The 26,384-nt window shown below is 44.9% G+C and carries 18 protein-coding genes and 1 tRNA gene; 9 read left to right on the top strand and 10 right to left on the bottom strand.

Going from position 1 to position 26,384, the window contains the following annotated elements:
• Positions 1–13 precede the first annotated feature (13 nt).
• Together DSZ37_RS04115 and DSZ37_RS04110 are read left to right on the top strand one after the other, a co-directional pair.
• Complete coding sequence (locus DSZ37_RS04115; protein ID WP_109725690.1) at positions 14–1,945, top strand: GLUG motif-containing protein; 1,932 nt, start codon at positions 14–16, stop codon at positions 1,943–1,945.
• Positions 1,946–1,959: 14 nt separating this feature from the next.
• Positions 1,960–2,583, top strand: coding sequence for a class I SAM-dependent methyltransferase (locus DSZ37_RS04110; protein ID WP_109725689.1), 624 nt, complete (start codon positions 1,960–1,962; stop codon positions 2,581–2,583).
• A gap of 188 nt (positions 2,584–2,771) precedes the next feature.
• Here the strand turns inward: DSZ37_RS04110 and DSZ37_RS04105 are convergent, their stop codons facing one another.
• The 5 genes from DSZ37_RS04105 to DSZ37_RS04085 form a co-directional block, all read right to left on the bottom strand.
• Positions 2,772–3,734 carry a glycosyltransferase family 2 protein gene (locus tag DSZ37_RS04105; RefSeq protein ID WP_109725688.1) on the bottom strand — a complete coding sequence of 321 codons (963 nt, stop codon included), beginning with the start codon at positions 3,732–3,734 and terminating at the stop codon, positions 2,772–2,774.
• A 230-nt stretch (positions 3,735–3,964) separates the two neighbouring features.
• Positions 3,965–5,008 (bottom strand): asparagine synthase-related protein, encoded by a 1,044-nt coding sequence (locus DSZ37_RS04100; protein ID WP_109725687.1) that lies wholly within the window; start codon positions 5,006–5,008, stop codon positions 3,965–3,967.
• A gap of 135 nt (positions 5,009–5,143) precedes the next feature.
• Positions 5,144–5,626, bottom strand: a complete 483-nt coding sequence (locus tag DSZ37_RS04095) for an adenylyltransferase/cytidyltransferase family protein (protein WP_109725686.1) — start codon at positions 5,624–5,626, stop codon at positions 5,144–5,146.
• Positions 5,627–5,659: 33 nt separating this feature from the next.
• A complete protein-coding gene (locus DSZ37_RS04090) occupies positions 5,660–6,877 on the bottom strand; it encodes a CDP-glycerol glycerophosphotransferase family protein (protein ID WP_109725685.1) in 1,218 nt (405 codons plus the stop codon).
• A gap of 16 nt (positions 6,878–6,893) precedes the next feature.
• A complete protein-coding gene (locus DSZ37_RS04085; RefSeq protein ID WP_109725684.1) occupies positions 6,894–8,348 on the bottom strand; it encodes a lipopolysaccharide biosynthesis protein in 1,455 nt (484 codons plus the stop codon).
• 487 nt (positions 8,349–8,835) lie between these two features.
• On the opposite strand from DSZ37_RS04085, the gene DSZ37_RS04080 reads away from it, so the two are divergent.
• The 5 genes from DSZ37_RS04080 (at position 8,836) to DSZ37_RS04060 (ending at position 18,670) form a co-directional block, all read left to right on the top strand.
• Positions 8,836–10,323: a nucleotide sugar dehydrogenase gene (locus DSZ37_RS04080; protein ID WP_109725683.1), complete on the top strand. Its 1,488-nt coding sequence runs from the start codon at positions 8,836–8,838 to the stop codon at positions 10,321–10,323.
• A gap of 685 nt (positions 10,324–11,008) precedes the next feature.
• Positions 11,009–13,048, top strand: coding sequence for a carbohydrate binding domain-containing protein (locus DSZ37_RS04075; RefSeq protein WP_109725682.1), 2,040 nt, complete (start codon positions 11,009–11,011; stop codon positions 13,046–13,048).
• A 151-nt stretch (positions 13,049–13,199) separates the two neighbouring features.
• Positions 13,200–16,142, top strand: a complete 2,943-nt coding sequence (locus tag DSZ37_RS04070) for a carbohydrate-binding domain-containing protein (protein WP_109725681.1) — start codon at positions 13,200–13,202, stop codon at positions 16,140–16,142.
• A 152-nt stretch (positions 16,143–16,294) separates the two neighbouring features.
• Positions 16,295–18,460: a leucine-rich repeat protein gene (locus tag DSZ37_RS04065; protein WP_109725680.1), complete on the top strand. Its 2,166-nt coding sequence runs from the start codon at positions 16,295–16,297 to the stop codon at positions 18,458–18,460.
• A gap of 134 nt (positions 18,461–18,594) precedes the next feature.
• Positions 18,595–18,670, top strand: a tRNA-Trp gene (locus DSZ37_RS04060).
• 132 nt (positions 18,671–18,802) lie between these two features.
• Here DSZ37_RS04060 and DSZ37_RS04055 read toward each other — a convergent pair.
• From DSZ37_RS04055 to DSZ37_RS04035, 5 genes are all read right to left on the bottom strand, one after another.
• Positions 18,803–20,023: a tyrosine-type recombinase/integrase gene (locus DSZ37_RS04055; protein WP_109725679.1), complete on the bottom strand. Its 1,221-nt coding sequence runs from the start codon at positions 20,021–20,023 to the stop codon at positions 18,803–18,805.
• Between the two features lie 169 nt (positions 20,024–20,192).
• The gene (locus DSZ37_RS04050) at positions 20,193–21,140 is read right to left on the bottom strand and encodes an alpha/beta fold hydrolase (protein ID WP_109725678.1); all 948 of its coding nucleotides are present in this window, start codon (positions 21,138–21,140) and stop codon (positions 20,193–20,195) included.
• 178 nt (positions 21,141–21,318) lie between these two features.
• Entirely contained in the window at positions 21,319–22,533 is a 1,215-nt protein-coding gene (locus DSZ37_RS04045) for a tyrosine-type recombinase/integrase (protein WP_109725677.1), read from the bottom strand.
• Positions 22,530–22,748 (bottom strand): helix-turn-helix domain-containing protein, encoded by a 219-nt coding sequence (locus DSZ37_RS04040; protein WP_081348295.1) that lies wholly within the window; start codon positions 22,746–22,748, stop codon positions 22,530–22,532. The genes DSZ37_RS04045 and DSZ37_RS04040 overlap by 4 nt, the downstream gene beginning before the upstream one ends.
• 128 nt (positions 22,749–22,876) lie before the next feature.
• Positions 22,877–23,185, bottom strand: coding sequence for a DUF6809 family protein (locus DSZ37_RS04035; RefSeq protein WP_242978564.1), 309 nt, complete (start codon positions 23,183–23,185; stop codon positions 22,877–22,879).
• Positions 23,186–23,383: 198 nt separating this feature from the next.
• Between DSZ37_RS04035 and DSZ37_RS04030 the strand changes: the two genes are divergently transcribed.
• Both DSZ37_RS04030 and DSZ37_RS17480 read left to right on the top strand, forming a co-directional pair.
• Positions 23,384–24,721 carry a transposase gene (locus DSZ37_RS04030; RefSeq protein WP_109725675.1) on the top strand — a complete coding sequence of 446 codons (1,338 nt, stop codon included), beginning with the start codon at positions 23,384–23,386 and terminating at the stop codon, positions 24,719–24,721.
• A gap of 265 nt (positions 24,722–24,986) precedes the next feature.
• The coding region (locus DSZ37_RS17480) for a transposase (protein WP_109727682.1) at positions 24,987–26,384 on the top strand (1,398 nt) is incomplete at its 3' end.

Genomic DNA, 26,384 nt, shown 5'->3' with positions numbered 1-26,384 from the left:
AAGGAGGATATTTATGAAAAAAAAACTATCACTTTCCATTGCTTCTGCAATGGTCATTTCTCTGTGTGCCTGCGGGACGAAATCAGATTCTTCCTCAAGCAAGCCCGAGTCATCTTCGGCTGTTGAACTCAGTTCTGCCGAACAGCTTCTCGAAGATGTAAGAGGTACTTATGACGAGCTGTTCACAGTCATCTGCGACGATAAATACGATCAGGTCTGGCTGGATAAATGCGAAGCTATCGTAGGTGCTGATATGGCTGCTGACTGTGCCGAGATGCTGAAAAATGCCTGCACAGGCACTGTTTACGGCGAGGACGCTGTAAAGAAATACACTGCCCCCGAGGAGGCACAGTTCGACTGCTATTTCATCAACGGCGTTGATCAGTTCGTTTTCGACGGAAGCACCATCTCGGGCCTTGATGAAAAAGGAGAAAAAGTTTTCGAGCATGAGTATTCATATGTTAAGGACCTTTCTCTCGGCGGAATGATGGACGGCTTCCTCTATGAAACGTCCGACGAAGATGCAGGCGAATTCAGATATTTCTTCATGATGCCCGATACGCCAGCAACTACATATCACATCGAATTCCGCTACGGAAGCGATGAAGCAGCACTTGCCGAATACGCTGAGGGCGACTATGCTTACTGGCTGGCAGCAGGGATACCCGCAGACTGCGACGACAAGCTTATAGATAATGTTATCGGTCTCTTTGTTGAAGAAAACCTTTCCGAAACGGGCGATGAAGCTTCAACAGGCTCCGAAGGCGATACTCTCGAGATAGGCACTGCCGAGGAGCTTGTATCTTTTGCAAAAAGCGTAACCGATGGTTCTATGGGCGGATACGCAGGCAAGACCGTTGTCCTCACTGACGATATCGACTGCACTGACATTGAGTGGACTCCTATCGGCACTATGGACCTTGAAGATATGAGCAACCATGATTGCATGTTCCAGGGCGTATTCGACGGTAACGGACACACTATCTCAAATGTAACCTTCGACAGCAATACCCCGATCTGCGGTGCAGGTATCATAGGTATGAATCTGGGCGAGGTCAAGAACCTTACTGCCAAGAATATCAATATCCACTGCACAGATACCTACTCAATGGCTATCGGCGGTGTTGTCGGATACAACATGGGCGAGATACACGATGTAACTCTCACAGGTGAAAATGAGATCGCAGGTGTCAACGCTATCGGCGGTATCACAGGCGGTTCAACAAATCACGTCCACGACTGCACAGTTGATGGTACTACTATCAGGGTACTCGGTGACAACGATTTCTCAGACGGAAGAATAATCCAGTGCGACGTTGCTGAGTGCGGCGGCCTCATTATCGGAGGAAGCTTCGGCGGAACTATCGAAAACTGCACAGCAAAGGGAAAGATCATAGCTGAGGGCAATGAACCTGTTGGTATGGGCGGTATTGCAGGCTGCCTTGAAATGATGGACAGCGTTACCGACTGTACAGCTGATGTTGAGATAATCTCTGCAAAGGGCGGTCATGCTATCGGAGGTCTCTGCGGATACAGCGGTACTCACTCGGTAGGAGATATCGCTCTGGCTACAGAGGGCGTTGAGTCCCACGCTTATCCCGGCATTATCAAGAACTGCAGCGTTACTGTCAAGATGAACGTTCCCGGTGCGACCCATGTAGGAGGTCTTATCGGAACAGGACTTTACTACTACGGCGAGGAGACAGCTTTCAGGATCGTTGACTGCTCAGTCAAAGCCGAGATCACAGGTGCTGTAACTCCGGGTGCTGTTGCAGGACGTGCCGAAAACAGCGTTATCGAAAGCTGTAAAGCCGAGGTAACTCTGGACGGTGCTGAACTCACCGATGAGATAGGCAAAACCGACAAGATGTATGAAAGTGCCGATCAGGAAGGCGCAGAAGAAGCCGAAGGAACTCAGGAAGCTGAGAAAAAAGATGCTGCATAAAATGAGGTGATAACATGGGGCTTTTCAGAAACTACGTTAGTCAGACAAGAAAACCCGAGGGTGTTCTCGGCAAAATGATGCTGAAAGGAATGAACAGCGGCCATGCAAAAATGGCTGACTGGGGAATGAGTCACCTAAAAGACTTGTCACCGAGAGCGATCGCTGAAATAGGATGCGGCGGCGGCAGAAATGCAGGCGAACTGCTTAACAGATATCCCGCTGCAGAGGTGACAGCTATTGACTACTCTCCCCTTTCCGTGGAAAAATCACGGGAATTCAACAAGGCTATGATCGAAGCAGGCAGGTGCAGTGTCAGACAGGGCGATGTGTCAGCTCTCGATCTGGAAAAAGATCACTACGACCTTGCAACTGCTTTCGAGACCATCTATTTCTGGAAGGACCTCGAAAAATGCTTCTCTCAGGTAGCCGGCATTCTGAAAAAAGTCGGCACTTTTATGATCGTCAACGAATCAGACGGAACTGATAAAGCAAGCCTAAAATTCGAGGAAATAATCGACGGTATGAAGTGCTATACCACAAAGCAGATAAGCTCTGCTCTTAAAACGGCAGGCTTCTCAAGTGTGAAGACCTCCCACCATAAAGACAAGCCGTGGATAACGGTTATCGCTGTAAAATAAAAAATGAAAGGTCACTTAAACAAGTGACCTTTTGTTATTCTTTCAGACAGATGATCATTTACCTTTTGCTGTTATCCCATGACATTTGCATATAACCATAAGGGTTCCTTACCTGATAAAACTGTACATGGACCTATACCCTGTTTAGAAAGATGCTCGGTCAATGCCTCATTATGTCATATTAAGCTCTATCGGTGATCAATAAGTTTGTATGCCTTTCTGAAAAATCCGTAGAATAAATAGCATAAAAGCGAGATGATCTGCAAGCCGTTTATTTTAAGCTTCGGTTTTATTTTTTTCTCCGAGTCTATGATCTCCTTCAGGATATTGTTGTCATATCCATTGCAAGCCTCTATGTATTTATGATACTTTTCTTCTTTTAGATGAGTTCTTCTTTTCCTGCAATATGAAAGCGGCTTATAATAACGTGACAGACTGCCGGAGATCATTTTCTTTTTATTCAGAACATCTTGCAGCAGCATCAATTCAATAATAGATAGCTCCAGCTTATCAGCCTTGTGCATTATACTTCCATCTCTCTGGCGATACGCCATTGTTACGCTTGGAAGCGTATGCCACTTCCCGGCAATAGCGATGCTGTATGTCAAGCCGGTATCGTCGCACATTTTATCCAAAAGCTGATTGTCTTCATAAATCTTTTTCCGAAAAGTAAAGCACGATATATGCGCATACATTCCGCTCCAGAATAAACTTCTCCAATTACAGTATGAACCTGCAGCAATAGATCTCCGGCTTTTTTCATGATATTCCTCATATTTTGAATAAACAGCCGAATATGCGCTGTGTGTGTCAAGAAATTCGGTATGCTCTCTGAACCTTCCCATATCAACAAAAAAATCGTCGCCGGATAATACACAAACATATTGACCGTCAGCAATTTCAAGTGCCCTCTTAATAATATCAGATACTCTGATAGACGGAATGTAATACTTTGCATTTCTTTCCATAACAAAATATTTAATATTATTTGTTTCGGCATATCTCTTTATTATATCTACCGAGCCATCGTCAGAACCATCATCCCCGATAATTATCTCGTAATCATCATAATCTTGATCAAGACACGATCCCACAGCCTTTTCAAGAAATCGGCTCTCATTGTAGGATACAATTATTATTGATAACTTCATTAAACATCACCTGCAGCTATTGAATTAAAAAGGAACATGGCGATCTCAAACTCCAATATTATTAGGACCATCACCTGTGCATCCAAGGCAGCCTTCAAACACTTTGTACGCGCATCCCGCCATGTATGGCAAAGAATAAAGCCGTTTGCTTGTTACCGTTGTCAACGGCTCAGGGCTTGCCATTAAACACCGACAAGGATATTTTATTTCATAAATACAGTTCCTTTACGTTATACCTTCTCATTGATATCCAAAAATCTCTCAAGGCAATACATCTGCCACTTCTGATTGCCGTTGAATTTGCTCATATCAATATCTCTGCGGAATTCCGGTCTTGAAGGTCCCTCCCATGTTTTGAAATAAGCATCAACAGGACGAGGCATGGGAACTTTGTTCGGAACAGGGATATCAGGATATTTCTTTGCCATCAATGCTCTTATCAGGTATTTCGGTTCGCCGTTACGGATCCTGTGAAGATCAAGCTTATCCGCCATTCTGAGTCTTGCATAAGGATCATAATAGGGCATATCGGCAACCGCAAATGCGTTCAGATAAGAACCCGAGGATTCTATAGCGAACACGTCATCCATGAAACGAAGATAATCGATCATATTACCGTCTTTACGGTAGCGTTCAAAGAGATACTGCATAGACACAGGCTCATTGAGAACATCTTCCGGCTTCGTAAAGATATATCGATCCATGAATTCATCAAAAGCCCAGTCTTTCCCAAGCAAACCATCCATGCCGCCAAAGACCAGATCGCTGCTTTCACCGACAAACATCATTTCGATACCATCAGCTTTTGCCTGAATCGCTGCTTGCAGTATCTGCGGCTCGATCGAATGTACCGGAGCACACTTCGCTTTCATGACCGGCTCGAGATGCGATACAACGGTGTCCCAACTGATATCTACATAATGCAGGTTCAATCCGTAATACGAAGAATAATACTCAGCCCGTGCGAGTTCCTCAGGTTGGAACTCTCCCCCGAGAAATCTGAATGTATAGGCATCAGAACCGGAAAGATAAGAGGCAACTATTGCAGAATCCATTCCGCCTGAAAGGAGGACTCCCTTCTTCTTATCCTTAAACTGTTCCATCTGCTTCCCGATCTCACGATCAATATCATCGGCGGAATGAACAGGAATGCGCTCGCTATCTGCAAAGGGTCTTATATTCTCATGATGCATTCCATCATAAAAATCCCTGTCATCATCTTCAATGTAACGGAAAGCCATATATGAGCTCATGCAGTATTCTTTATCAACCATAATAATATTTCCTTTCACATTTCAGTAATCAGATCAAAAACTGTCGGGATACCATATGTCATTCTCATTACGTTAACGTTCAAATACATACTTTACACTAACAAGATCGTTAAAAACATAATACTTAATCTTCTGTCAGCCATTATTACTGTTCTCCTCAGCGATCAAGTGGGCTTTCGCAGCTGCCTCGCTTGCTTCACTTGTCCAGCCGCGCACCTGTTTCAATGCATTTGTAATTCTGGTAGAGGAAATTCCTTTCGTATATGGGAAATAAACGATCTTGATCCCCTCTCTTTCAAAATCCTCCTCATATTTCTTCCATTTGTCAGTTCCGTACCAATCGTCGCCGACAAAAAGAATGGATGCGCCAAGCCGTTTGCAGGCTTTCAGTTTATCCATATCATATTGAGGAACTGCAGCATCAACATATTTGCAAGCGCGAACGATCTCAATGCGGTCCTCAAAAGGTATCATAGCGTGTTTCCCTTTATATGCAACAAGTTCATCAACAGTAACACCAACGATAAGTTTATCGCAAAGTCCCTTTGCGTTCTTTAAAAGATTGAGATGCCCTATATGAAAAAGATCATATACGCCGGTTGTATATCCAATAACCATAAAACACAGCTCCTTAAAATCATACTTTCATTGTTATGAAACCGAAAGTAAGCAATCAACAATACGCTTTGCTGCTCCTATATGTTGCAGTCTATATTTTTCGATCAACGCTTTTCTTTTCTCTGCTAACGGGTCTTCGCCATTCAGGAGCATTGCTATATAGGCTTCGATCTGCTGCTGATCTTCAGCTACATACAGACAGCTTTCAATTTTAGAATACTCTTCATTCAGCTCATAATCTGCCTTGCAATAGATTATGGGCTTTCCGGTCAGAAAATAGTTGATAATTATAGATGAATAATCGGTTATCAGGAGGTCAGAACGACTGATCGCCTCCGAAATAAGTGTTCCCGTATCATATGCTATGGAAGCTTCTCTGATACGCCTTTTATAATCATCTGCTTCCTGCTGTTTCATCAATCCCTGTTTAATAAATTCATCAAACATCAACGGATGCGGACGGAAAACAACATCAATACCGGAATAATGACTTTTAATAAAAAACGGTAAGTCCTTATACTCAAAAAAATGAGAACCTCCCATTTCAGGGTCATAAGACCATCGCGGAGTCCAAAGAATATTTTTTTTCTCATCTCTTGAAGGAATATCAAAATATACTTCAAGATCAGGATAGCCCAAAGTTTCATATTTTTGGTGCTTAAACATAGATCTATTATTGAATGATCTCCTGAATATCCCTTTCATATACTCGGACTCTAAAAAAACAAATGACATATTCCTGAAAAACGGCAGATTTGTATTCCCCCGATTAAAAACATCCGAACCTGCATATCCATACGGCACATAACAGCATTTAGTGTGTTTGACCAGTTCGGTACTCCTAAGCGGCTTGGGAAGATACTGATCATAGGGCCTTTGGAAGAATACATAATCCAGATTGGATTTTCTGATATCGATCCAGTTCCCATCGGGCTGCAAAGCCTTTATTGCCTCAGGGTATATGCTGAGAAAGGGATCGTTTTCGTATGACAGTGTATTTTTATCTGTTTTCAAATCATACGGAGGAACCACTATCAGAAATGTCTCAACATCAGCCCTTGTCCTGAGTTCCTCATAAATACGGACCTCCTTGTCCCATACCTCTGCCATCTGAACGATAAACCCTATTCTTATTACATCTGTATTCTTAACCCTGATATTTCGTTTTATATAATAAGCAGACCTGATATCCATCACTCGCTCTCCAATGATCCGAACCGGCTTTTTTATCAGCTTCTTTATGCTTTTCATAATGCCAATCCACTTCCTATTTATGTTTTACGGTATTATTTACAAACTTCATAAGTTCTCTGCGTTTGATCACTGCGGCGATCGCCCCTGCCAGAACAATGGCATATCGCACAATAATTAATTTATAGGTTGCCATCATTATAAAGCAGGCAGCAGTAAATGCAATAAAAATCAATAACAGCATTTTTATATCAAGTGCTTTCATAGAAAAGCCTGATTCCTTAGCCACTTTTCTCATTGTATAATAATTCATAGCTGCAAAAATAATATAGCTGATCATGGTTGTGTACCCGGCAGCAATATAGTTGACATGAGGTATCAGTATGGCATTGAGAATAATATTTGCTGCTGCCGCACCAATCGAAGCGTATACTAAATCCTTCTTTTTTTCATAGTAAAACTGTACATTGATGAACAGCTGAGCGTAAAACAGCAATAAAAGACTTATTGCGACCGGTGGGATGGACCAAATAGCCTCAGCATATTTTTCACCGCCTATGATCAGTATTACTTCCGGAGCCATAATAACGATACACATTATCAGTCCAGCCATTAATACTGCGATGCCGTTTGCGACCTTTGCATTTTCTTCCTCCCTGCCTTCTTTGATTTTTTTATAAAACCACGGAACATAGGAATTATTAATCGCATTCAGCACAAAAATCAGAACCATTGCCCAAGTATAAGCGACTCCATATATTGCAGCCTTGCCTTTTCCGCAATAATGATTGATCATTAATCTGTCGCTCTGATTAAAGATCATTTGTGACAGATAATATGCCAGCAGCGGAATATTAAAGCCTAAAGCATATTTCCAATACTCTTTATGAAAGACACTTTTACCGCGAACAGCATTCAAGCTGAAAATAATAATGCCGAATGCTGCCGTTACAACAACATGGCCCCATATTCTTGCAGCACCTTTCTGTTCACTCAAAAGAACAAATGCAAGCGAAACAGCTGTATTAGCTACAGACATCAGAAGTGTCAGCGCGACCACAGGCTTATATTCATAATCAAATCGTTTTTTTCCGCTCCATAGATTTATGGAATTGATCGATAATGTCTCAAGAATAAGAAAGATCACGAACAATGTAGGCAGATCTAAAATATCATTCCAGAACCCCTGAAGCGGAAGATATATCATTAAAAAGAATCCTGAAAGAACCAGCCATATACCTTGAATTGAAGAAATGTACCTGTCTCTGTCTTTTTCAAATTTCAGCATTGCAGGTGAAAACGATCCGTAAGCCAGGTTGAGTGTCAGAACGATCGAAAAAATACCGGACCATGACGAATACACCGTCATTTCGCCATATTCATCAGTAGACATAAGCCTTGTAAAAATAGGCATATTTATGAACGAAATGCATTTTTGTACAATACTGCAGAGGGCATAAGCAACCGATGCCCTTGCTTCCTTGGACATCGATCCCCATTTTTGCCTCAGCTTAGGAATTGATAAAGTCAAACACGTTTCCTCCAATTTTAATAATTCTCATTTATTTATAAACTTCAGGAACTCATCATGATCCACGATGTTTTCTGCCTTACAAGGATCAGGAACAGCAAAATACTGCACAATCCCTTTTTCGGCAGGAGAAGAACTCCCGATCCGGTAGGAAAGCACCGGAAATGTCTTTTAAAGCGATATGACAAACATGATAAACCAATATAATAATTATACTCCCTAACGTATACAAAATCAAGCTGTTAAGACATAATTCATATTAATTCAGCAATTTAACTAAGCACCGCATCGAATACTTCACTATCCGTAAGCCAGCTGTTGCTGACAGCAGCAAAAGAAGGGCAGTATCATTTTTTTCTGCAATATTATGCAACAATCAATCACAAAACTATTGACGTTATCGCTCCCATATGGTATAATGGATTTGTTATAAGCAGCTATTCTTTTGTTGCTATCAGCAACACTACTATATAGGAGGCAGATTTATATGAAGCATCTCTCAATCGCTAAACTGGCAGAGACTGTGGTCGGTAAGAGGAAGGCATTAAAGCTCTCGCAGAGCGCTCTTGCTGACAGGACAGGCATCAACCGTTCACTGCTGTCCAAGCTTGAAGCCCTCGATTACACGCCCTCTGTTGATCAGCTTCTGGCTCTCTCCGAAGTTCTCGGCTTCGATCATAATGAACTTTTCGTAGACGATGAGGCGGAAGTAAAAACTGTTGAACGTAAGAAGATCGCGGTCGCAGGCACCGGTTATGTCGGACTGTCCCTTGCAGTTCTCCTTTCACAGCACAACGATGTTACTGCTGTGGATATCGTTCCCGAAAAGGTCGAGAAGCTGAATAACTGGCAGTCCCCTATTCAGGACGACTTCATCGAGCAGTATCTTGCGGAGCATGAAGAGCGTCAGCTGTCTCTCACTGCTACGACAGACGGCGAGAGTGCATATAAGGATGCCGACTATATTATAGTGGCTGCACCGACAAACTACGATCCCAAGACCAATTTCTTTGACTGCTCTGCGGTAGAGGCAGTGCTGGAACTCATCAAAAAGGTAACAGCAAAAAAGAAGAACAAACCCACCATCGTCATAAAGTCCACGATCCCTGTGGGATACACTGTGCAGGTTCGCGAGAAAATGGGTATGGACAATATTATTTTCAGCCCTGAGTTCCTCAGAGAATCAAAGGCTCTCTATGATAATCTGTATCCGAGCCGTATCATTGTTGGCTCCGATGAGAAGAACATGAAGGCTGCCGAGGAGTTTGCTGCACTTTTACAGCAGGGTGCTGTAAAAACAAATATCGATATCCTTTTTATGGCAACAACCGAAGCAGAGGCAGTAAAACTGTTCGCTAATACTTATCTTGCACTTCGTGTCAGCTACTTCAACGAACTCGACACATACGCCGAGGTCAAGGGACTTAAAACCGCAAACATCATCAGGGGTATATGTCTTGACCCCCGTGTGGGCGACTACTACAACAATCCGTCTTTCGGTTATGGCGGTTACTGTCTGCCGAAGGATACAAAGCAGCTTCTTGCGAACTATCAGAATGTTCCTCAGAACATGATGTCTGCAATTGTTGAGTCAAACAGGACCAGAAAAGATTTCATCGCCGACCGTATTCTCGGGATCGCCGGAACTTACAGCTATTCCGACGGAGGTTTTAATCAGGAAAAAGAGAAGGAAGTTGTGATCGGCATTTATCGTCTGACTATGAAGTCTAATTCGGATAACTTCCGCCAGTCCTCCATACAAGGCGTTATGAAGCGTATTAAGGCTAAAGGTGCAACAATTATCATTTATGAACCGACACTTAAAAACGGCAGCACATTTTTCGGTTCACTCGTTGTTAATGACCTGAAAAAATTCAAGAAGAAGTGCGGCTGTATCGTGGCAAACAGATATGACAGCGTCCTCGATGATGTTAAAGAAAAGGTTTATACACGAGACCTGTTCAGAAGAGATTAATGCAGATCATGCACATACTGCGATTTCAACAGACATGACAGTACAGATACAATACTGTGTATTTGGCATAAACACGGCGGTTCGGTTTTACCGAACCGCTTTTTTAATAGCAAATCTGTATTCATTTTGTCCACCAAGCACAATAATATAACGCCAAAAGGCTTATGTACTCCCGTTGACAGCGGGTGTTATTCTTTTCAGCACAAATGTTACATTTTTGGAGCTGCATTTCAATAATTTAAGATATATAAAGGAAAAGCCCCTCTGCTCTTTCAGTTCAAAAGCAACATTATTTAAGAAAATATTATAATTATAAGATGCTTTTCCAGTTTCATTTTATCCACCTCGCAATTTTTGGGCAATGCAAGTAAACAAATTATTACCAAACAGGCAATCAAAGTAAAAATATTGGTAAAATTCTTTGATGAACAGCAAGAAATTGCGCTTTTTCTGACCAAATCTTGCTGAGTAATAGTCAAAAATTGCCGTCTTGTTAATAATTGCTTTACAAATTCAGCGTTTTATTGTATATTAACATCAAAGATAATAAACAATAATGCCAAACTAATGGAAAGAAAACTATACATTTTCTACTAAAGAATAAATGAGGAGGGATCATAAAAAACACGCTTCACGGCATTATTCAATGAGGATGTTTTTTAATTAAATTATTCAGGAGGGAATTATGAAATCCAAAAATCTTTCTTCGCTTTGTCTGGCAGCCCTCGTTTCTTCCGCTGTATTATGCGGCTCTACCGCAGCTCTCGCAGCCGATGATGAGATCGTGACTCTTATCGGCAGCAGCTTTGAAAGCGGTGAAGACGGCTGGTCGGGACGAGGTGCAGCTTCCGTTGCGGTAAGCAAGTCTGTTGCACATGAGGGCTCAGCTTCTCTTAAGGTCACAAGCAGAACTGCTTCATGGAACGGCGCTACTATCCCGCTGGACTACTCGTTCTCGGCAGGCAGCACATACGGCTTTGAAGCCTATGTAAGATACGACACAGGCACCGATACCGACAGCTTCAAGCTTTCGCTCCAGTACAATGACGGAACCACGACCCAGTACATGGATATCGCAAAGGGTGATGTCAAGAAGGGCGAATGGACAAAGCTTTCCAACGACAAATTCACCATTCCCGCAGGCGCTTCGGATATGTCATTCTACGTTGAGACCGAGAAGAGCACCATCGACTTCTTCTTTGACGACGTAAAGGTTACAGGCGTGAAGGGCGCAGCTCCTTCAATCCCCTCAACTCCCACGGTCACTACGACAGGCAAGCCACAGCGCGGCGATCTTAACAAGGACGGCGTTGTGGACTCACTTGACCTGATCCCAATGAGAAGACTTGCTCTCCAGTCGGAATTTGACAAGGATTCTCTCAAGCTGGGCGACCTTAATAATAATGATAAGATCGACTCTGAGGACATAAAGACACTTACTTCATTCGTAAGAGGAGAGGATGTAGAGTTCCCGCCCACAACAATACAGGACGGTCCCGGGGACTATCCCAAGAGCTATGACTTCCCTGCTGTAAGCCAGCTCAAGAGCTCCAACGACGTTCCCGATCCCTTCATCTTCATGGACGGCTCAAAGGTACAGTCCGAGGAGGACTGGTGGAGACGTCAGGCTGAGATCAGCTGTATGTACGAATACTATATGTACGGCAAGTGGATCGACGGCTCGGACGATGAGACTTCTTACAAGATCAGCGGCAACAAGATGACTATCACTGTTAAGCGCAAGAGCACAGGCAAGACCGCTTCCTTCAACATGGTCATCAACAAGCCTGCAACTGTACGCCACGAGGGCGGTGCTCCCGTTATCCTTGGTATGCACTCCATGCAGTCAACTCCCTCCGCTACCAAGAGGGGCTATGCTGTAATAACATATGACTGCGACGGTATGTTCACTGCTCCCGGCACAGCACAGGATAACAACTCGCACAAGGGCGCATTCTACGACCTCTATCCTTACGGCAACAGCTTCGAGACTCAGACAGGCGAGCTCATGGCTTGGTCATGGGGTCTCAGCAGAACTCTCGATGCTCTCTATGCAGGCGCTGCAAAGGAACTGAACATCAATCCCGAGAACGCTATCTGTACGGGCGTTTCAAGATACGGAAAGGCAACAGCTGTATGCGGCGCATTCGACAAGCGCTTCAAGATGTGTGCTCCTTCCTGCTCCGGTGCAGGCGGTCTCGCTCTGTATCGTTATATGTCACAGGGCAAGTCATACGACTTCAGCTCAAAGGGCGCATCAAGCTCATACAGATACGGTGACAACGAGCCTCTCGGAAGTCTCCAGGCTTCAGGCGAGCAGGCATGGTTCAACGGAAAGTTCATGGAATTCAGAAACGCAAATCAGTTCCCCATGGATCAGCATATGCTGGGTTCACTCTGCTGTGATCCCGACAGATACCTTTTCATCATCGGCTCTTGCGTTGGTGAGGACTGGGTAAATGCTCCTTCAATGTGGATGAGCTACTGCGGCATGAAGCACATCTGGGATTACGTCGGACTCAGTGACCACCTCGCTATCAATATTCATAAGGAAGGTCACGCCGTTATCGACGAGGACATGGAAAAGATGACTCAGTACTTCGATTACCATGTTTACGGTATCCAGCCTACTATGGATCTCAAGCAGCTCCAGACTTCAGTTTTCGAGCTTCCCAAGAACAAGGATCCGTATCAGGATACATTTACATCTAAATGGCTTTATTAATAGAGACATTTAACCATAGTAGAAAACTTCTGCATAAAACGTTATAGTTTCCGCACTTTTAAGGTTAGTTTAAGATTATTTTAAGAATTATTTATTATTATGTAATCATCTATTAATAATAGTCACCACGCTATTTAGGAGGATGATTGAAATGAAAAAGAAAAGTTTACTGGCAGGTATCATGTCTGCCTGTATCCTCAGCTCAGCAGCCGTGGCAGTTACTGCGGCTGCAGGAGCGTCAAATGATATAGTATACGGCGACGCTAACTGCAACGGTACCCTTGAGCTGTCAGATGCTATACTTATCATGCAGAGCCTTGCCAACCCCTCAAAATACGGTGTTGGCGGTGAAGACCCGACTCACATGACCGAACAGGGCAGGGTCAACGGAGACGTCTATGAGCGCGGCGGCGGACTTACAGGAAACGACGCACTCGCTATACAGAAAAGGCTCCTTAACCTTATCCCCTCTCTCCCCGAGTCATACGCTCCGGGCTATTCCGAGACAACTACTCAGACAGCTCCGATCCAGACCACTACTACAACAACTACTACACAGCCCGTTGTGACCGTTCCAAAGGAGGATGTTGAGACAAAGATCCACCTGACAGGTTCATCGGCAACTGTAGAAGGAAAGTACGCTGTTGCAAACGGTTCAAACGTTACCATCTCACATTCGGGAAGCTACTACATCGACGGTACTCTCAACAACGGACAGATATATGTTGAAGTTCCCGACGACAAGGCTGATCCCGACACAGTAAAGCTCATCTTCAACGGCGTTAATATCACAGGAAACAGCGCTCCTGCTGTTCTCGTAAAGAACGCTGACAAGACCTCTATCACCATCTCGGACGGCACAGAGAACACACTCTCTGACGGCACTTCTCCCTACACAGGTGATAACGAGGGCTGCGCTGTTATCGAAGCCAAGGACGATCTTACTATCAAGGGCGGCGACGCAGGAACAGGTACACTGAACATAAACGCTAACGTTCAGCCCGGCGTTGTCTGCAACAACGATATCAAGTTCACAGGCGGCAGCATCAATATAAATACCCTTAATGAGACCGAGGGTCAGGACGCCGTTAAGGGCAAGACCTCTGTCACAGTAAAGGGCGGCACTGTCATCATCGACTCAAAGGGCGACGGTCTCAAGTCCTCAAAGGGCAACGTTGATATCGAGGACGGTGTTGTAAGCATCAAGTCAAGCAAGGACGCTATTCAGGCTGAGACAGCTATCAATATCTCAGGCGGTAATATCGGCGCATTCGGAGACAGAGGTCTCACCAGCGTTGGTACTATCAACGTTACAGGCGGAAGTCTCCTTGCTACAGCAACAGACAATCAGTACGAAGGAACTCTTACCGCTCAGCAGTCAGTATTCGCATTTGACTTCGTCAAGGAGTGGTCAAAGAACAATCCTATCGCACTGACAGATTCCTCCAAGAAGATATTCTTTGAGGAGAACACCCTCAAGAAGTACAGATTTGCAGTAGTTTCATCTCCCGACCTCAGCACATCGGGCGACTATAAGCTCTTTGCAGGCGGCATCAAGATGAAGCACAGCACAGGCAGCACCTTCAAGGGCGGCACTCCCGCTTCTTATACCGAAGTAAACAACGACATGGATGATCAGGATCAGCTCTACGGCAGCCTTTTCAACCAGAAGCTCGTTCATAAGATCGAGGTCAAGATGTCAGACAATGACTGGAACAACTTCATGAAAGTTGCTCAGGAAGAGCAGTGGGCTCCCTGTGATGTCGTTATCGACGGCGAGGAGTTCAAGAATGTCGGCATCAGAACAAAGGGCAACAGCTCTCGTATGAGTGTTTCAAACGGCAAGTACAGCTTCCGCTTCAAGATGGATAAGTACGACAAGTACACCAACTATCACGGTCTTACAGAGTTCTGTCTGAATAACTTCTACTCAGACGCTTCATGCATGAGAGATACCATCTGCTATGACGCTATGTATACTATCGACGGCGTGGCTCCCAGAACAAGCTATTCGGATATGTACCTCAACGGTCAGCTCTACAGCTTCTACCTTGCTTGTGAGCAGCCCGGTACAACTCTCGCAGAGCGCTATGCTATCGACGATGACTCTGACCTTTATAAGGCTACAGAGAGAAGCAATCAGGGCGGCGGTCTGTTCTCATTCGGCGGAGACAGCTACAGTACATTCACATCATCTATGCCCGTCAGCAATCTGGACCTCAAGTTCGGCGACGATGAGCAGCTCACTCACCTTGAGGAACTCAAGACTGAGATCAACAAGCTCACTCCCCAGAACTACAAGTTCATCGAGAATATCATGGACGTTCCCAGCTTCCTCAAGGGCTTCGCAGTTAACTCGGTAATGTGCAACTACGACAGCTACAACGGCTCACTCGCACATAACTACTACCTGATCTACACAGGCGGCAAGCACTACTTCGTAGGCTGGGACTACAACCTTAGCCTTGGCGCTTTCATGGGCGGTACAGACGCTGTTAACTCAGATGTCAAGACAAGCCTCTATCAGGCTGAGATACAGAATCGTCCCTTTGCAAAGCTTCTGCAGGTTCCCGAGTACTACGATATGTATGTAGGCTACGTTAAGGATATACTCAACAGGTTCAGCGATCCCGAGCAGTACGCTTCAGAATACGTTTCACTTATCCGTCCTCACGTTCAGGCAGACCCCCGTTTCTTCTTTACTCTCGATCAGTTCGACAACACCACAAAGAAGACAGCAAACGGTCTCCAGGTAGGCACCGGACAGCAGAATCCTTGGGGTCAGCAGGACCCCGGTCAGCAGCAGAACCCTTGGGGTCAGCAGAATCCTTGGGGACAGCAGGGCTGGAACTGGCAGTCCGATGAGAACTCAGACGATTCAGTCGTTACAGAAGAAAGCTGGGCATTTGAAGGCGGCTTCGACTGGGGCGGCGGCGGCGCTCAGTGGGGCGGCGACTTCGGCGGCGGCTTCGGCGGCGGCTGGGGCGGAGGCGGCTTCGGCGGCGGCGGAATGATGTGGAATTCAGAGACAGTCTCTGTTGTAGACTTCCTCATCAAGCGCTTCGAGATAATCCACTCCGCACTTAACTTCTGAGCCATATAAAGCTCATACCCTATAAGAAACAAAGCCATAGTGCTTCCCGAAAGAGAAGTACTATGGCTTTTTCTTGACATTATATATATATATATGCTATAATGAAAGTGACAGTTATGATACGGACATTCAAATGAAAAGGAGGTTTTGATATGAAAAAGTCTATTGCTTTATTTACGGGAGCTTTAATGCTGTGCGCTCCCCTTTCGGGACTTACGTCAGGCAGCCGTGCAGCCGCCTATCCCTCGTACTATTATGAGGGACTTTGGGACAATTTCCTCAGGTATGACCTGTGCATCACCGACTATGACTCCCTCACCGAGGAGCAGCAGGAGCTGTGTCACTTTATCTTCGACACGGAGACATCTCAGAATGATGACATAGTCTGCGAAAGAGCAAGACGTATCCTTGCAGGCGATGACGTTGGCGAGCGGCTTACCTTGCAGCAGCTGGAAAATGCCTACGGTATTGCGGATCAGATGTCCTACTATAAGACCGACAGCTGGCTGACGTATATCAACTGCGTCCCCGATGTTGTCCATCTGGAGCTTGGTGACCTGCGGAATAATATCGTCGATCAGGCCATCGAATACTGGCTTGACGATGAGCGGAACAGCTATGTGGTCTATCGTATGCAGACCTCACCTGATACCAAAGGCTGTTTTGAGGTCTATAACAAAAAAGACGAGCTGATCGAGACTATCCCCACCGTATTCGACTGTCCCATGAGAGATTTCAGAGGCGATGCCGAGTACATGGAGAAGTTCGGCTTCATTGAGAAAAACGGCGGCTACTACTACAAAAAGCCCGACGGTACGGCTGTTCTGGCGTGGACGGACTATACATATACATACAGCGATACCCCCATTACAAAGCCCTTTACTGTGGAAAGAGAAATAGACGGCTGTCCCGTGACCGCCATTGAAAAAAATGCCCTTACACAGACCCCGTTTACTGAGATCAGACTTCCCGATACTATCGAGATCATTGACAGCGGCGCCTTTGCAGAATGCAAATACCTTAAAAGTATAAACTTCCCTTCGACTCTGAAATACATGGGAGTGTTCAGCTTTATAGACTGTCTCTCACTGACCGAGATAAAGGTGCTCTGCCCTGAGCTCAATATACAGAAATGGGCTTTCTCCAACTGCACGGGACTTAAAACAGCGCAGCTTCTTGTCAGTGAGATCGGCGAGAACGCCTTTGACAGCTGCACTTCCCTCGAAAAAATTGACTTAATGAACGGCATAAAGCGTATAGACTTACAGGCGTTCAAAAACGTCCCCCTGCTTAATGAGCTTACTATCCCCCGAAGCGTAAAAGCCATCGAACAGGACGCTTTTCAGAGCAATATCACCTCTGTGACCATACCTCCCGAAGTTGAGGTCATCGGCGCATATCCGCATAAAACATTTCAGGATTTCACTTCGGGCATCGAGCCGCCTCCCCCAAGACGTCCACTGACAGATGAGCCAAAATGCGCTTTCGACAGCAGCTGCGTCATAAAGGGCTGCAAGGGCACGGAAGCGGAGCGCTATGCCAACGAATGGGGACTGGAATTCGTTCCCCTTGACTTCATCAAGGGCGACGCAAACTTCGACGGTACCATAAGTATCGCCGATGTAGTAACTGTCCAGAGCTATCTGCTGAATAAACACGGCTCAAAGCTCAACTGCTATGAAGCTGCCGACATCACCGAGGACGGCGTCATTGATGTATTCGACCTGCGCAGGCTGAGAAGCTCCCTTGTCAGCAAGCTGAACAGCCGCAGTATCGACATTTTCGGTCTCACTCCCTCAGATAACGGGGTGGAGGAGTTCCTTAAAACCGCTGTCATTCCTAAGTACATATCCGAAAAAGAAGACTGCTTCAACGTGACCCCCGAGGAAATAACCGAAAAGTACGGCTTCCGTGTCTTCAAGTTCGAGAGCAGCTGCGAGAGCTTCCTCGTCTATAACGGCGAGATGTATGTCCTTGGCATGGGCTTCGGCGGTAACGGAACGGAGTCCTTTGCCGCTGCAGATATAAACGGAGACGGCGCAGAGGAGCTTTACTTCACATACTCCTGCGGCTCGGGCCTCCACCGCACCTCTGTCGGTTACTTTGATACCGCCACAAAAGAAACAGGCGGCTTTGACTTCTCATCCCTTATGGACGATCTTACATTTGACCTCCGCGACGGAAGGCTGGAGCTCTGCAAAGCAAAACTGAACGTCCGCTCTTTCGTTGATATTAAAGCAACTCCCGAAGAAAAGCTGGGCGAGATAGTCTGCGAAAACGGTTCCATCGTACTGAAAACCGTGGACGCTCCCCAATAATGATAAAACGGTCTCAGAGAAATTCTCCGAGATCGTTTTATCATTAATTAAAAAATAAATTTTTCTCGAAACTGTTGACAAGTCCCCCTCTATCTGATATAATTATTGTGTTGCAGTCAGCAACGATAATAAATAGGGGTATAGCTCAGTTGGTAGAGCAGCGGTCTCCAAAACCGCGTGCCGAGGGTTCAAGTCCTTCTGCCCCTGCCAAAAAATGCCGTAAACTCGCCGTTTACGGCATTTGCCATTTATGAACGGCTGTTCATTTCTAACACTTTTCTAACACTTGGATATTTTGTGCGTCCTGTGCGGAACTGTCAAAAGTTCTGTGCAGGACTTATTTTATTCGCTGATTGCAAGCAGCTGTGCCATTTTTGCCGCCGAGCTCTCCTTGCTTGAGTAGTCCAGATGAGCATAAATGTTGGCTGTTACCTCGAACGTTGAGTGTCCCAGCCACTCCTGTATCGCCTTCATGGGTATGCCGTTCTTCAAGAGCAGGCTTGCACAGGTGTGACGCAGGTCGTGGTAACGTATGTGTCGGAATCCGTTGTCCTTGAGCAGCTTTCCGAACTGCACTGATATGAAGTTCGGACGCATAATCTGACCTGTGGCATCAGTGCAGACGTAATCATCGAAGTCGTGGCAGTATGCACCTCGAAGAACTGCCGCATTCATGGACTGCTGCTGTCGGTGGTAAAGCAGTTCATTCTCGACATCTTCGATGAGCGGAAGCGTCCTGTTGCTGGACTGGTTCTTCATTCTGTCGAAGCCCTTTGCCTGATATTTGCCGTTCACATTAGCCTCAATTACCTTGTGGGATATGGAAATGGTCTTGGACTGGAAGTCGATGTTGCTCCATTTCAGCCCGAGAGCCTCGCTGCGTCTGAGTCCATAGTAAGCCGCAAGCATTACTGGAATGTATATGGGACTCTCCCTCGCCGCCATAAGCAGGTCTCTCAGCTCGTCCTCACTGTAAAATGAGGCTCGGTAGCGCTCCCTCTTCGGGTGGTCTGCGTGGTCGCAGGGATTATCGTCGAGGAGCTCCTTCTTCACCGCATAGCTGAATGCTGCGTGGATAAGTCCGTGATAGCGCAAAGCTGACGCTCCCGACAAGCCGGAGTCTTCAAGATAGGCATAGAAGTCGTTGAGGTCTTCGCCTGCAAGGTCACCTATCGTTATACCGCTGTTCCCGAAGAACTCGGTTATCCTGCCGTTCACCATTTTCATATAGCCGTCTATCGTGGACGGCTGAAGCCTGCCTGACGACAGGTTTATCCAGTCCGTGAGAAACTCCGTCAGCGTCTGATACTGCACCTGCTCTCGCTGCTGAATGAACTTCTCGGGAGCTTTCTTCTTGCTGATAGTCCTCAGCAGCTTCCTCTGACTGCGGTTGTACTCCTCCAGCACCTCCGCCATACGGGCTTTTGCAGCCTTCTTGTTGCCTCTTGCGTCCAGTCCCAGCGCTACCCACTTTATGGAACGCTTGCCGCTGCGGTCGTACAGATTCACAAGCACATAGTACTTGCCGTTTTTTACTTGCAGATTTCCTGTTACTTCTTTCATTTTTACCTCCTGTTTCGGAAATCCGCTTCAGCGACTACAGTATACCACAACCTGTCCCGAAAAGCAATATTCGGACTCAGAATTAAGATTTCAGACACATTTGCGGGAGCAAAAAATAAACCGGAAAGTTGTTAGCTTTCCGGCTTATAATCGTGTAAATCAGAAGTTATCACTTAATATTACCAATAAATTCTTTCATTTCTTCACTTATTTGCTCCTGCTTATAATTATGAACATAGTGTCCGCAATCAAGTTCAACAATAGTTGCATTTGACAGTTCAGAAGCATACTCTTTTTGTATCTCCGACCACTTTTCAATGCCTGTTTCTTTTCCGTCAGATATAAACATTAACATTGGTATATCAGGTTTAGGCGCTCCGTCGATTTTTTTGACGGCATCGTGGATAGCAAGACCTTCATTTATAACGTCATCGTTCACAGCTATTTTACAGGCTATGGCTCTATATAAACTTTTTTCAGCTTCTGAAAGTCCTTGAGGAAGCGAGCTGTCAGAATAGTAAAACCTGATAATCCCCAACTCTCGTCCAATAGCTGCAATTTTTTCAAATCGCTCTGTTTTTGAATAATTAAAGTTGTCATAAGAGCGTGGCAGAGACATATCAAGACCTACAATTGCTTCGACTTCATCTGGATATTCTTGTGCCCAAAGTATCGCTTCAAGTCCAGACATTGAGTGAGGGCAGAGGATAAACGGAGCATCAATTCCAGCCTTTGAAAGAGCTTCTCTGTCCTGCCTCAGTATTGTATCAAATGACCTCTCAGTATTTACTACATCACTGAAACCGTAGCCGAATTTTTCAACAACTACTATCCTATAATCATCAACTAACAAACTATAAAGACTTCTGAAATCAAGTATAGGAGAGGCAGTTCCTGAACCTGAAAGAAATACTAATGTATGTTTACCTTCTCCCTCAGAGTATATGCACATATTATGTCCGTCAACCTCTATCATTTCGCCAAGAGGTTCGTCCAATAGTGCCTTTTCCTTATTCATCATAATTTTATTGTATGTGAACACTATTAGCAAGAAAATGATTAGTAATATTATGATTACAAGAAGTACCTTTCCAATTATCTTAAATGCTTTTTTCATATGAACATTGCTCCGTAAAATTCCGATTTATATTAGTATTGCCGTAAGCGAAAGCAGACTATGACTTGTAAGCAAAGTAAGCGAGCTTGCGAGCGGCAACGTGAAAAGCGCAGCCTTCGGCTGCAAATTCCGATTTTTCTTACTTAGATTATACATCACCACACTGATTATGTCAACCTCACACCGCCAGAACATGGGAGATTATCTCCGCAGAATGCTCCTTGCTGCTGAAATCAAGATGAGAATAAACGTCGGCTGTTGTGCGATAGTTCGAGTGTCCCAGCCACTCCTGTATTTCTTTCATCGGCACTCCGTTTGCAAGAAGCAGACTGGCACAGCTATGGCGAAGGTCATGATAGCGTATGTGCTTCAAGCCGTTTTCTTTCAGAAGCTCACTGAATTTCGCAGTGACATAGTTTGGTCTGAGAAGCTGACCTATCTCATTCACGCAGACGTAGTCATCGTATTCGTGAACGTAAGAATTACCGCATAAACAGCGCTGCTCGTCCTGATGGAGCTTCAGCCTCCGCAGTGCCATTGCCACTTCCTTCATCAGCGGAAGTATCCTGTTGCTGGACTCCGTTTTCATTTTGTCGTGACCGACTGTCTGGTATTTGCCGTCCACCTTCTGCTCCACGACCTTGTGAGCAATACGGATAGTGCCGTTCCCGAAGTCGATATTGCTCCACTTGATACCGAGGACCTCGCTGCGGCGAAGTCCGTAATATGCCGCAAGAAGCACGGGAATGTATATCTCGCTCTCTTTCGCAGCACGGAACAGTTCCGTCAGCTCCGACTGATTATAGTACGCTCCGCGGTACTTCTCAGCCTTTGGACGGTCGGCAAAGTCACAGGGATTGCTGTCAATGTACTGGTGCTTCATAAGAAAGCTGTATGCGGAATGTATCAGTCCGTGATACCTCTGCTGAGACGCACCTTTCAGTCCCTGCCTTGTAAGGTAAGCGTAGAACTCGTTCAGGTCCTCGCCTGTGAGATCATAAACGGTAGTTCCTCGGCTCTCGAAGAACGTCCGTATCCTTCCGCCACAGAGCTGTCTGTAACCATCAATAGTAGTCGGCTGGAGCTTCACAGAAGAGTGGTCGATCCATTCTTCGATGTATAAAAACAGGGGCAGAGCCATTATTCGGCTCTGCTCCTTTATAAACTGCTCGGGGTGCTTCATCTTTGAGATAACTTTTAGTGCCGCCTGCTGTTTCTTGTTGTAAGCTACAAGCAGCTCGTCGAGGAAGGCTTTCGCAGCTTTCTTATTACCTCTGATCTCATATCCCGTGGATACCCATTTCTGTTTTCGTTTACCTGTGTGGTCGTATAAATTCAGCACAGCATAGTACTTGCCGCGTTTGGTTTGCAGACTTCCTGTCACATTTTTCATAGGCAGCACCTCCTTGCTCCGAGTATGTATTCAATAACTTTTATCTTCGGTATCCTTATATTTTTACCGACTTTGAAGCTCTGTATCTCGCCGCTGCTTACTAATTCATAAGCAGCATGGCGGCCTACCGACAGCATTTTCATCAGCTGCGGAACACTCACCACGTCGGGGTAATCGGTAAACATCTTGTCGTACATCTTTTCAATATCTGCCAATAGCTAACACCTCTCTTTAATATTCTAAACATGATCATTATCATTGAATTGTTCATTTTAACTTTCTCCTTTTTGATAAAGTAAAAGGGTACGATTTTTTACCGTACCCATTCCGTTTAATTATTATGTTATTTCAGGTTCTTGCTCCTGCCGAACATAACATCTATGACAAGCTCGGCACAGTCACGGAAACCTTGTATGTAGCTCTCTGCTACCATCGTTTCGGACAGCATTCCCTGCATATCCGTTATGTCGCCTAACAGCTTTCTATCGTCAGCCGACAGTCGTTTCTCCAGTCTGTCGCACATTTCAAGCAGCTCCAGACTTCGCTTTGCATAGTCGGAGTCCCTTCTCACATCGTGCTGACACGGTATGACGTTTCCATAGTATAGATCCTGCAACTTCATTGCCGCGGTCACCTCCTGACCAACTATCATACCACAGCTCGCTGTCGAAATCCATTCATCAGACTGGACCAATGTTGGCTGTTGATACTGAGCACAACCACTACAAGGGTATCGGTTTTCACGATACCCTTATTGCAAAGGATGTCACGTTTGGGTGCTGTTGACAAACCATCGACAATCGCAAGGAAATATGGTATAATAATATCATAGAAAGCGAGGTCGAGAGCAATGTTAAAAAGATCTGAACCGCGGCAAATGAAGATGGCATTTGTAACACTGGATGAGCTTATGCCGGAAACACATTTCCTTCGGGAACTGGACAGACTTGTCAGCTTTGACTTTATCTATGACAAGGTTTCCGACCTCTACTCATCTACCGGAAGGCCGTCTGTTGATCCGGTTGTTTTGATCAAGATGCTGCTGATTGGATATCTGTACGGTATTGATTCTGAACGCAGACTGGAACAAGAAATTACGGTAAACATTGCTTATCGTTGGTTCCTCGGAATTGATCTTGACGAGCGCGTTCCTGATCATTCTACCATCTCTCAGCTTCGGCGCAGAAAGTTTGATGGTACTTCTGTGTTCCGTGATGTATTCGATGAGATTGTTCGCAAATGCATTGAAACTGGTTTGGTTAGCGGAAAATTGCTGATGACAGATTCAACGCATATAAGAGCCAATGCCAATCATAAGATGCGAGAGATCATTGAAGTTCCGGATACTCCCACAGAATATATGCAGAAACTTGATCGTGAGGCATATGAGTTGGGTTTTATCAAAGAACCCATCGAATACGATACCTCAAAAACCAAGTCTGTTACAAAAAGCAGTACGGATCCTGAATGCGGAATGATGAAACGCCCCGGAAAGCCGGTCGGGTTTCATTATCTTGATCATCAGACCTGTGACGCTGAAAATGGGATTATCACCGATGTGTATGTTACCGCCGGAAATGAGCATGACAGTACACCGCATACGCAACGCCTGGAATACCAAATCGACAAATTTGAAATGAAAACAGAAGCGATATGCGCAGATGCGAGCTATGACAGCGGTGAAGTACATAATGCTATGCTGAACAGAAATATAAAAACTTTCATACCTGAACGTACTCGGTCCGGAACACCGAATTATAAACCGGCTTTTGATCCCAAAGTGTTCACCTACGATGAAGAGCGGGACATTTATGTTTGCCCGGCTGGCAAAGTGCTGCGCTATTCAGGATATAGAAAAAAGGACAGACGTAAAAGATATACAGCAAAAAAAGCAGACTGTTTATCCTGCCAATACAGAGAACAATGTAATGGACACACGAAAAATCCACGAATGATAGATCGTACGCTGCATGAAAAAGCAAGATCAATTCAACGGCAGAATATAGGTACGCCTGAATACCGTGCTGCCATGCGGCTGCGGAAAATATGGTGTGAGGGAAACTTCTCACATCAAAAGGCGAATCATAATCTGACACGAACACGCAAAAGGGGCATTGAACGCGTCACTGAGCAATGCCTCTTATCGGCGTGCGCCCTGAATTTAAAAAGGCTTGTAAAATGCCTATGAAAGGGGCTGTTTATACTGCCAAATCTTTGCAAATCGGCCTGGTAAAAACTACGGGCTGCTTTTTTATGTCCGAAAACACCACTTTGTCAACAGCACCATTTCGTTCAGCGTTCATTTCAAAGGGGTGTCCATTTCGGTCACCCCTTTGCTGAGCCTGCGATTTGCCGACTCAGGTGGCGAGGTGGCGATTCGGTGCTGTTGACAAACCCTCGACATTGAGTGCTGAATATGGTATAATATAAGTGTCGAAAGTGAGGTAGCAGCGATGTTAAAAAGAGCTGAAAGCAAGCAAATGAAAATGTCATTTGTGACACTTGAAGAACTAATGCCACAGGAGCATTTTTTGCGAGATTTGGATAGACTTGTAGATTTTGATTTCATCTATGACAAGGTAGCTGACCTGTATTCAAATACAGGAAGACCTTCGATTGATCCTGTTGTAATGATAAAAATGCTATTAATTGGATATATCTACGGTATCGATTCTGAGCGTAAGCTTGAACAGGAGATCACCGTAAATATTGCTTACCGCTGGTTCTTAGGAATTGACTTTGATGAACGTGTTCCGGATCACTCAACTATCTCACAGCTCCGTCGCAGAAAATTTGATGGTACAACAATTTTTAGAGATGTCTTTGATGAGATCGTTCGTAAGTGTTTCGAGGCAGGTCTTATTGACGGAAAGCTCCTTCTGACTGACTCTACACACATCAGAGCGAATGCACGTAATGACCTGCGTGAAGTCATTGAAGTACCTGATACTCCAAGTGAATATATACAGAAGCTTGATCGTGAGGCATATGAACTCGGTCTTATCAAAGAGCCTGTTGAATACGATACTACTAAAACTAAAGAGATCACCAAAAGCGTTACAGATCCTGAATGCGGACTGATGAAGCGTCCGGGAAAGCCTACAGGATTTCACTATCTGAATCATCAGACCTGCGATTCAAAGCATGGAATGATTACTGATGTTTTTGTTACTGCTGGAAATATCAAGGATTCTGTTCCTCACGTTAAACGAATCGAGTACCAAATTGAAAAATTCGGTTTCAATCCTGATGCAATCTGTGCGGATGGCGGATATGACAGTCGAGAAGTATATGAAGCAATGATAAAAAAAGATATTGCAGCATATATACCGCAACGAGAGAAACCTACTCCTAACTGTAATTATACTGAAGAATACTCGCCAAATAACTTCATATATGATACCGACAATGATTGTTATCTTTGTCCCGCAGGGAGAATACTAAAGTATTCATCTTATTGCAAAGGTAAAGGCGTAAAACGTTATGCTGCCAAAAAATCAGAGTGTCAAAACTGTCCACATAAGGAAAAATGTATAGGTAAGTCGAAAATTGGAAGACGGATTGAACGTCATCTTCATGAAGAAGCCAAAGAAAAACAAATGCAACATGCCGGAACGCCTGAGTACTATGAAGCTATGCGGCTGCGAAAAATATGGTGCGAGGGAAATTTCTCTCATCAAAAAGAACGACATAATTTAAGACGCACCCGAAAGAGGGGCATTGAACGAGTTACTGAGCAATGCCTCTTATCGGCATGCGCATTAAACTTAAAAAGGCTTGTAGAGATACTATTTTTACTTCAATATTCAGCTATTATTCCAGTCCGAAAGCTATTCGGACTGTTTTTATTG

The organism is Ruminococcus flavefaciens (genome assembly GCF_900116855.1).
Lineage (GTDB): Bacteria > Bacillota > Clostridia > Oscillospirales > Ruminococcaceae > Ruminococcus > Ruminococcus flavefaciens_R.
This window is presented reverse-complemented; position numbering and strand designations above follow the sequence as displayed.

Bases quoted from the DNA above. Each gene is read 5' to 3' on its own strand.
- DSZ37_RS04105 (WP_109725688.1), bottom strand. From the start codon at position 3,734: ATGAAGTTATCAATAATAATTGTATCCTACAATGAGAGCCGATTTCTT.
- DSZ37_RS04110 (WP_109725689.1), top strand. From the start codon at position 1,960: ATGGGGCTTTTCAGAAACTACGTTAGTCAGACAAGAAAACCCGAGGGT.
- DSZ37_RS04090 (WP_109725685.1), bottom strand. From the start codon at position 6,877: ATGAAAAGCATAAAGAAGCTGATAAAAAAGCCGGTTCGGATCATTGGA.
- DSZ37_RS04065 (WP_109725680.1), top strand. From the start codon at position 16,295: ATGAAAAAGTCTATTGCTTTATTTACGGGAGCTTTAATGCTGTGCGCT.
- DSZ37_RS04080 (WP_109725683.1), top strand. From the start codon at position 8,836: ATGAAGCATCTCTCAATCGCTAAACTGGCAGAGACTGTGGTCGGTAAG.
- DSZ37_RS04045 (WP_109725677.1), bottom strand. From the start codon at position 22,533: ATGAAAAATGTGACAGGAAGTCTGCAAACCAAACGCGGCAAGTACTAT.
- DSZ37_RS04050 (WP_109725678.1), bottom strand. From the start codon at position 21,140: ATGAAAAAAGCATTTAAGATAATTGGAAAGGTACTTCTTGTAATCATA.
- DSZ37_RS04035 (WP_242978564.1), bottom strand. From the start codon at position 23,185: ATGATAGTTGGTCAGGAGGTGACCGCGGCAATGAAGTTGCAGGATCTA.
- DSZ37_RS04115 (WP_109725690.1), top strand. From the start codon at position 14: ATGAAAAAAAAACTATCACTTTCCATTGCTTCTGCAATGGTCATTTCT.
- DSZ37_RS04100 (WP_109725687.1), bottom strand. From the start codon at position 5,008: ATGGTTGATAAAGAATACTGCATGAGCTCATATATGGCTTTCCGTTAC.
- DSZ37_RS04030 (WP_109725675.1), top strand. From the start codon at position 23,384: ATGTTAAAAAGATCTGAACCGCGGCAAATGAAGATGGCATTTGTAACA.
- DSZ37_RS04070 (WP_109725681.1), top strand. From the start codon at position 13,200: ATGAAAAAGAAAAGTTTACTGGCAGGTATCATGTCTGCCTGTATCCTC.
- DSZ37_RS04055 (WP_109725679.1), bottom strand. From the start codon at position 20,023: ATGAAAGAAGTAACAGGAAATCTGCAAGTAAAAAACGGCAAGTACTAT.
- DSZ37_RS04095 (WP_109725686.1), bottom strand. From the start codon at position 5,626: ATGGTTATTGGATATACAACCGGCGTATATGATCTTTTTCATATAGGG.
- DSZ37_RS04075 (WP_109725682.1), top strand. From the start codon at position 11,009: ATGAAATCCAAAAATCTTTCTTCGCTTTGTCTGGCAGCCCTCGTTTCT.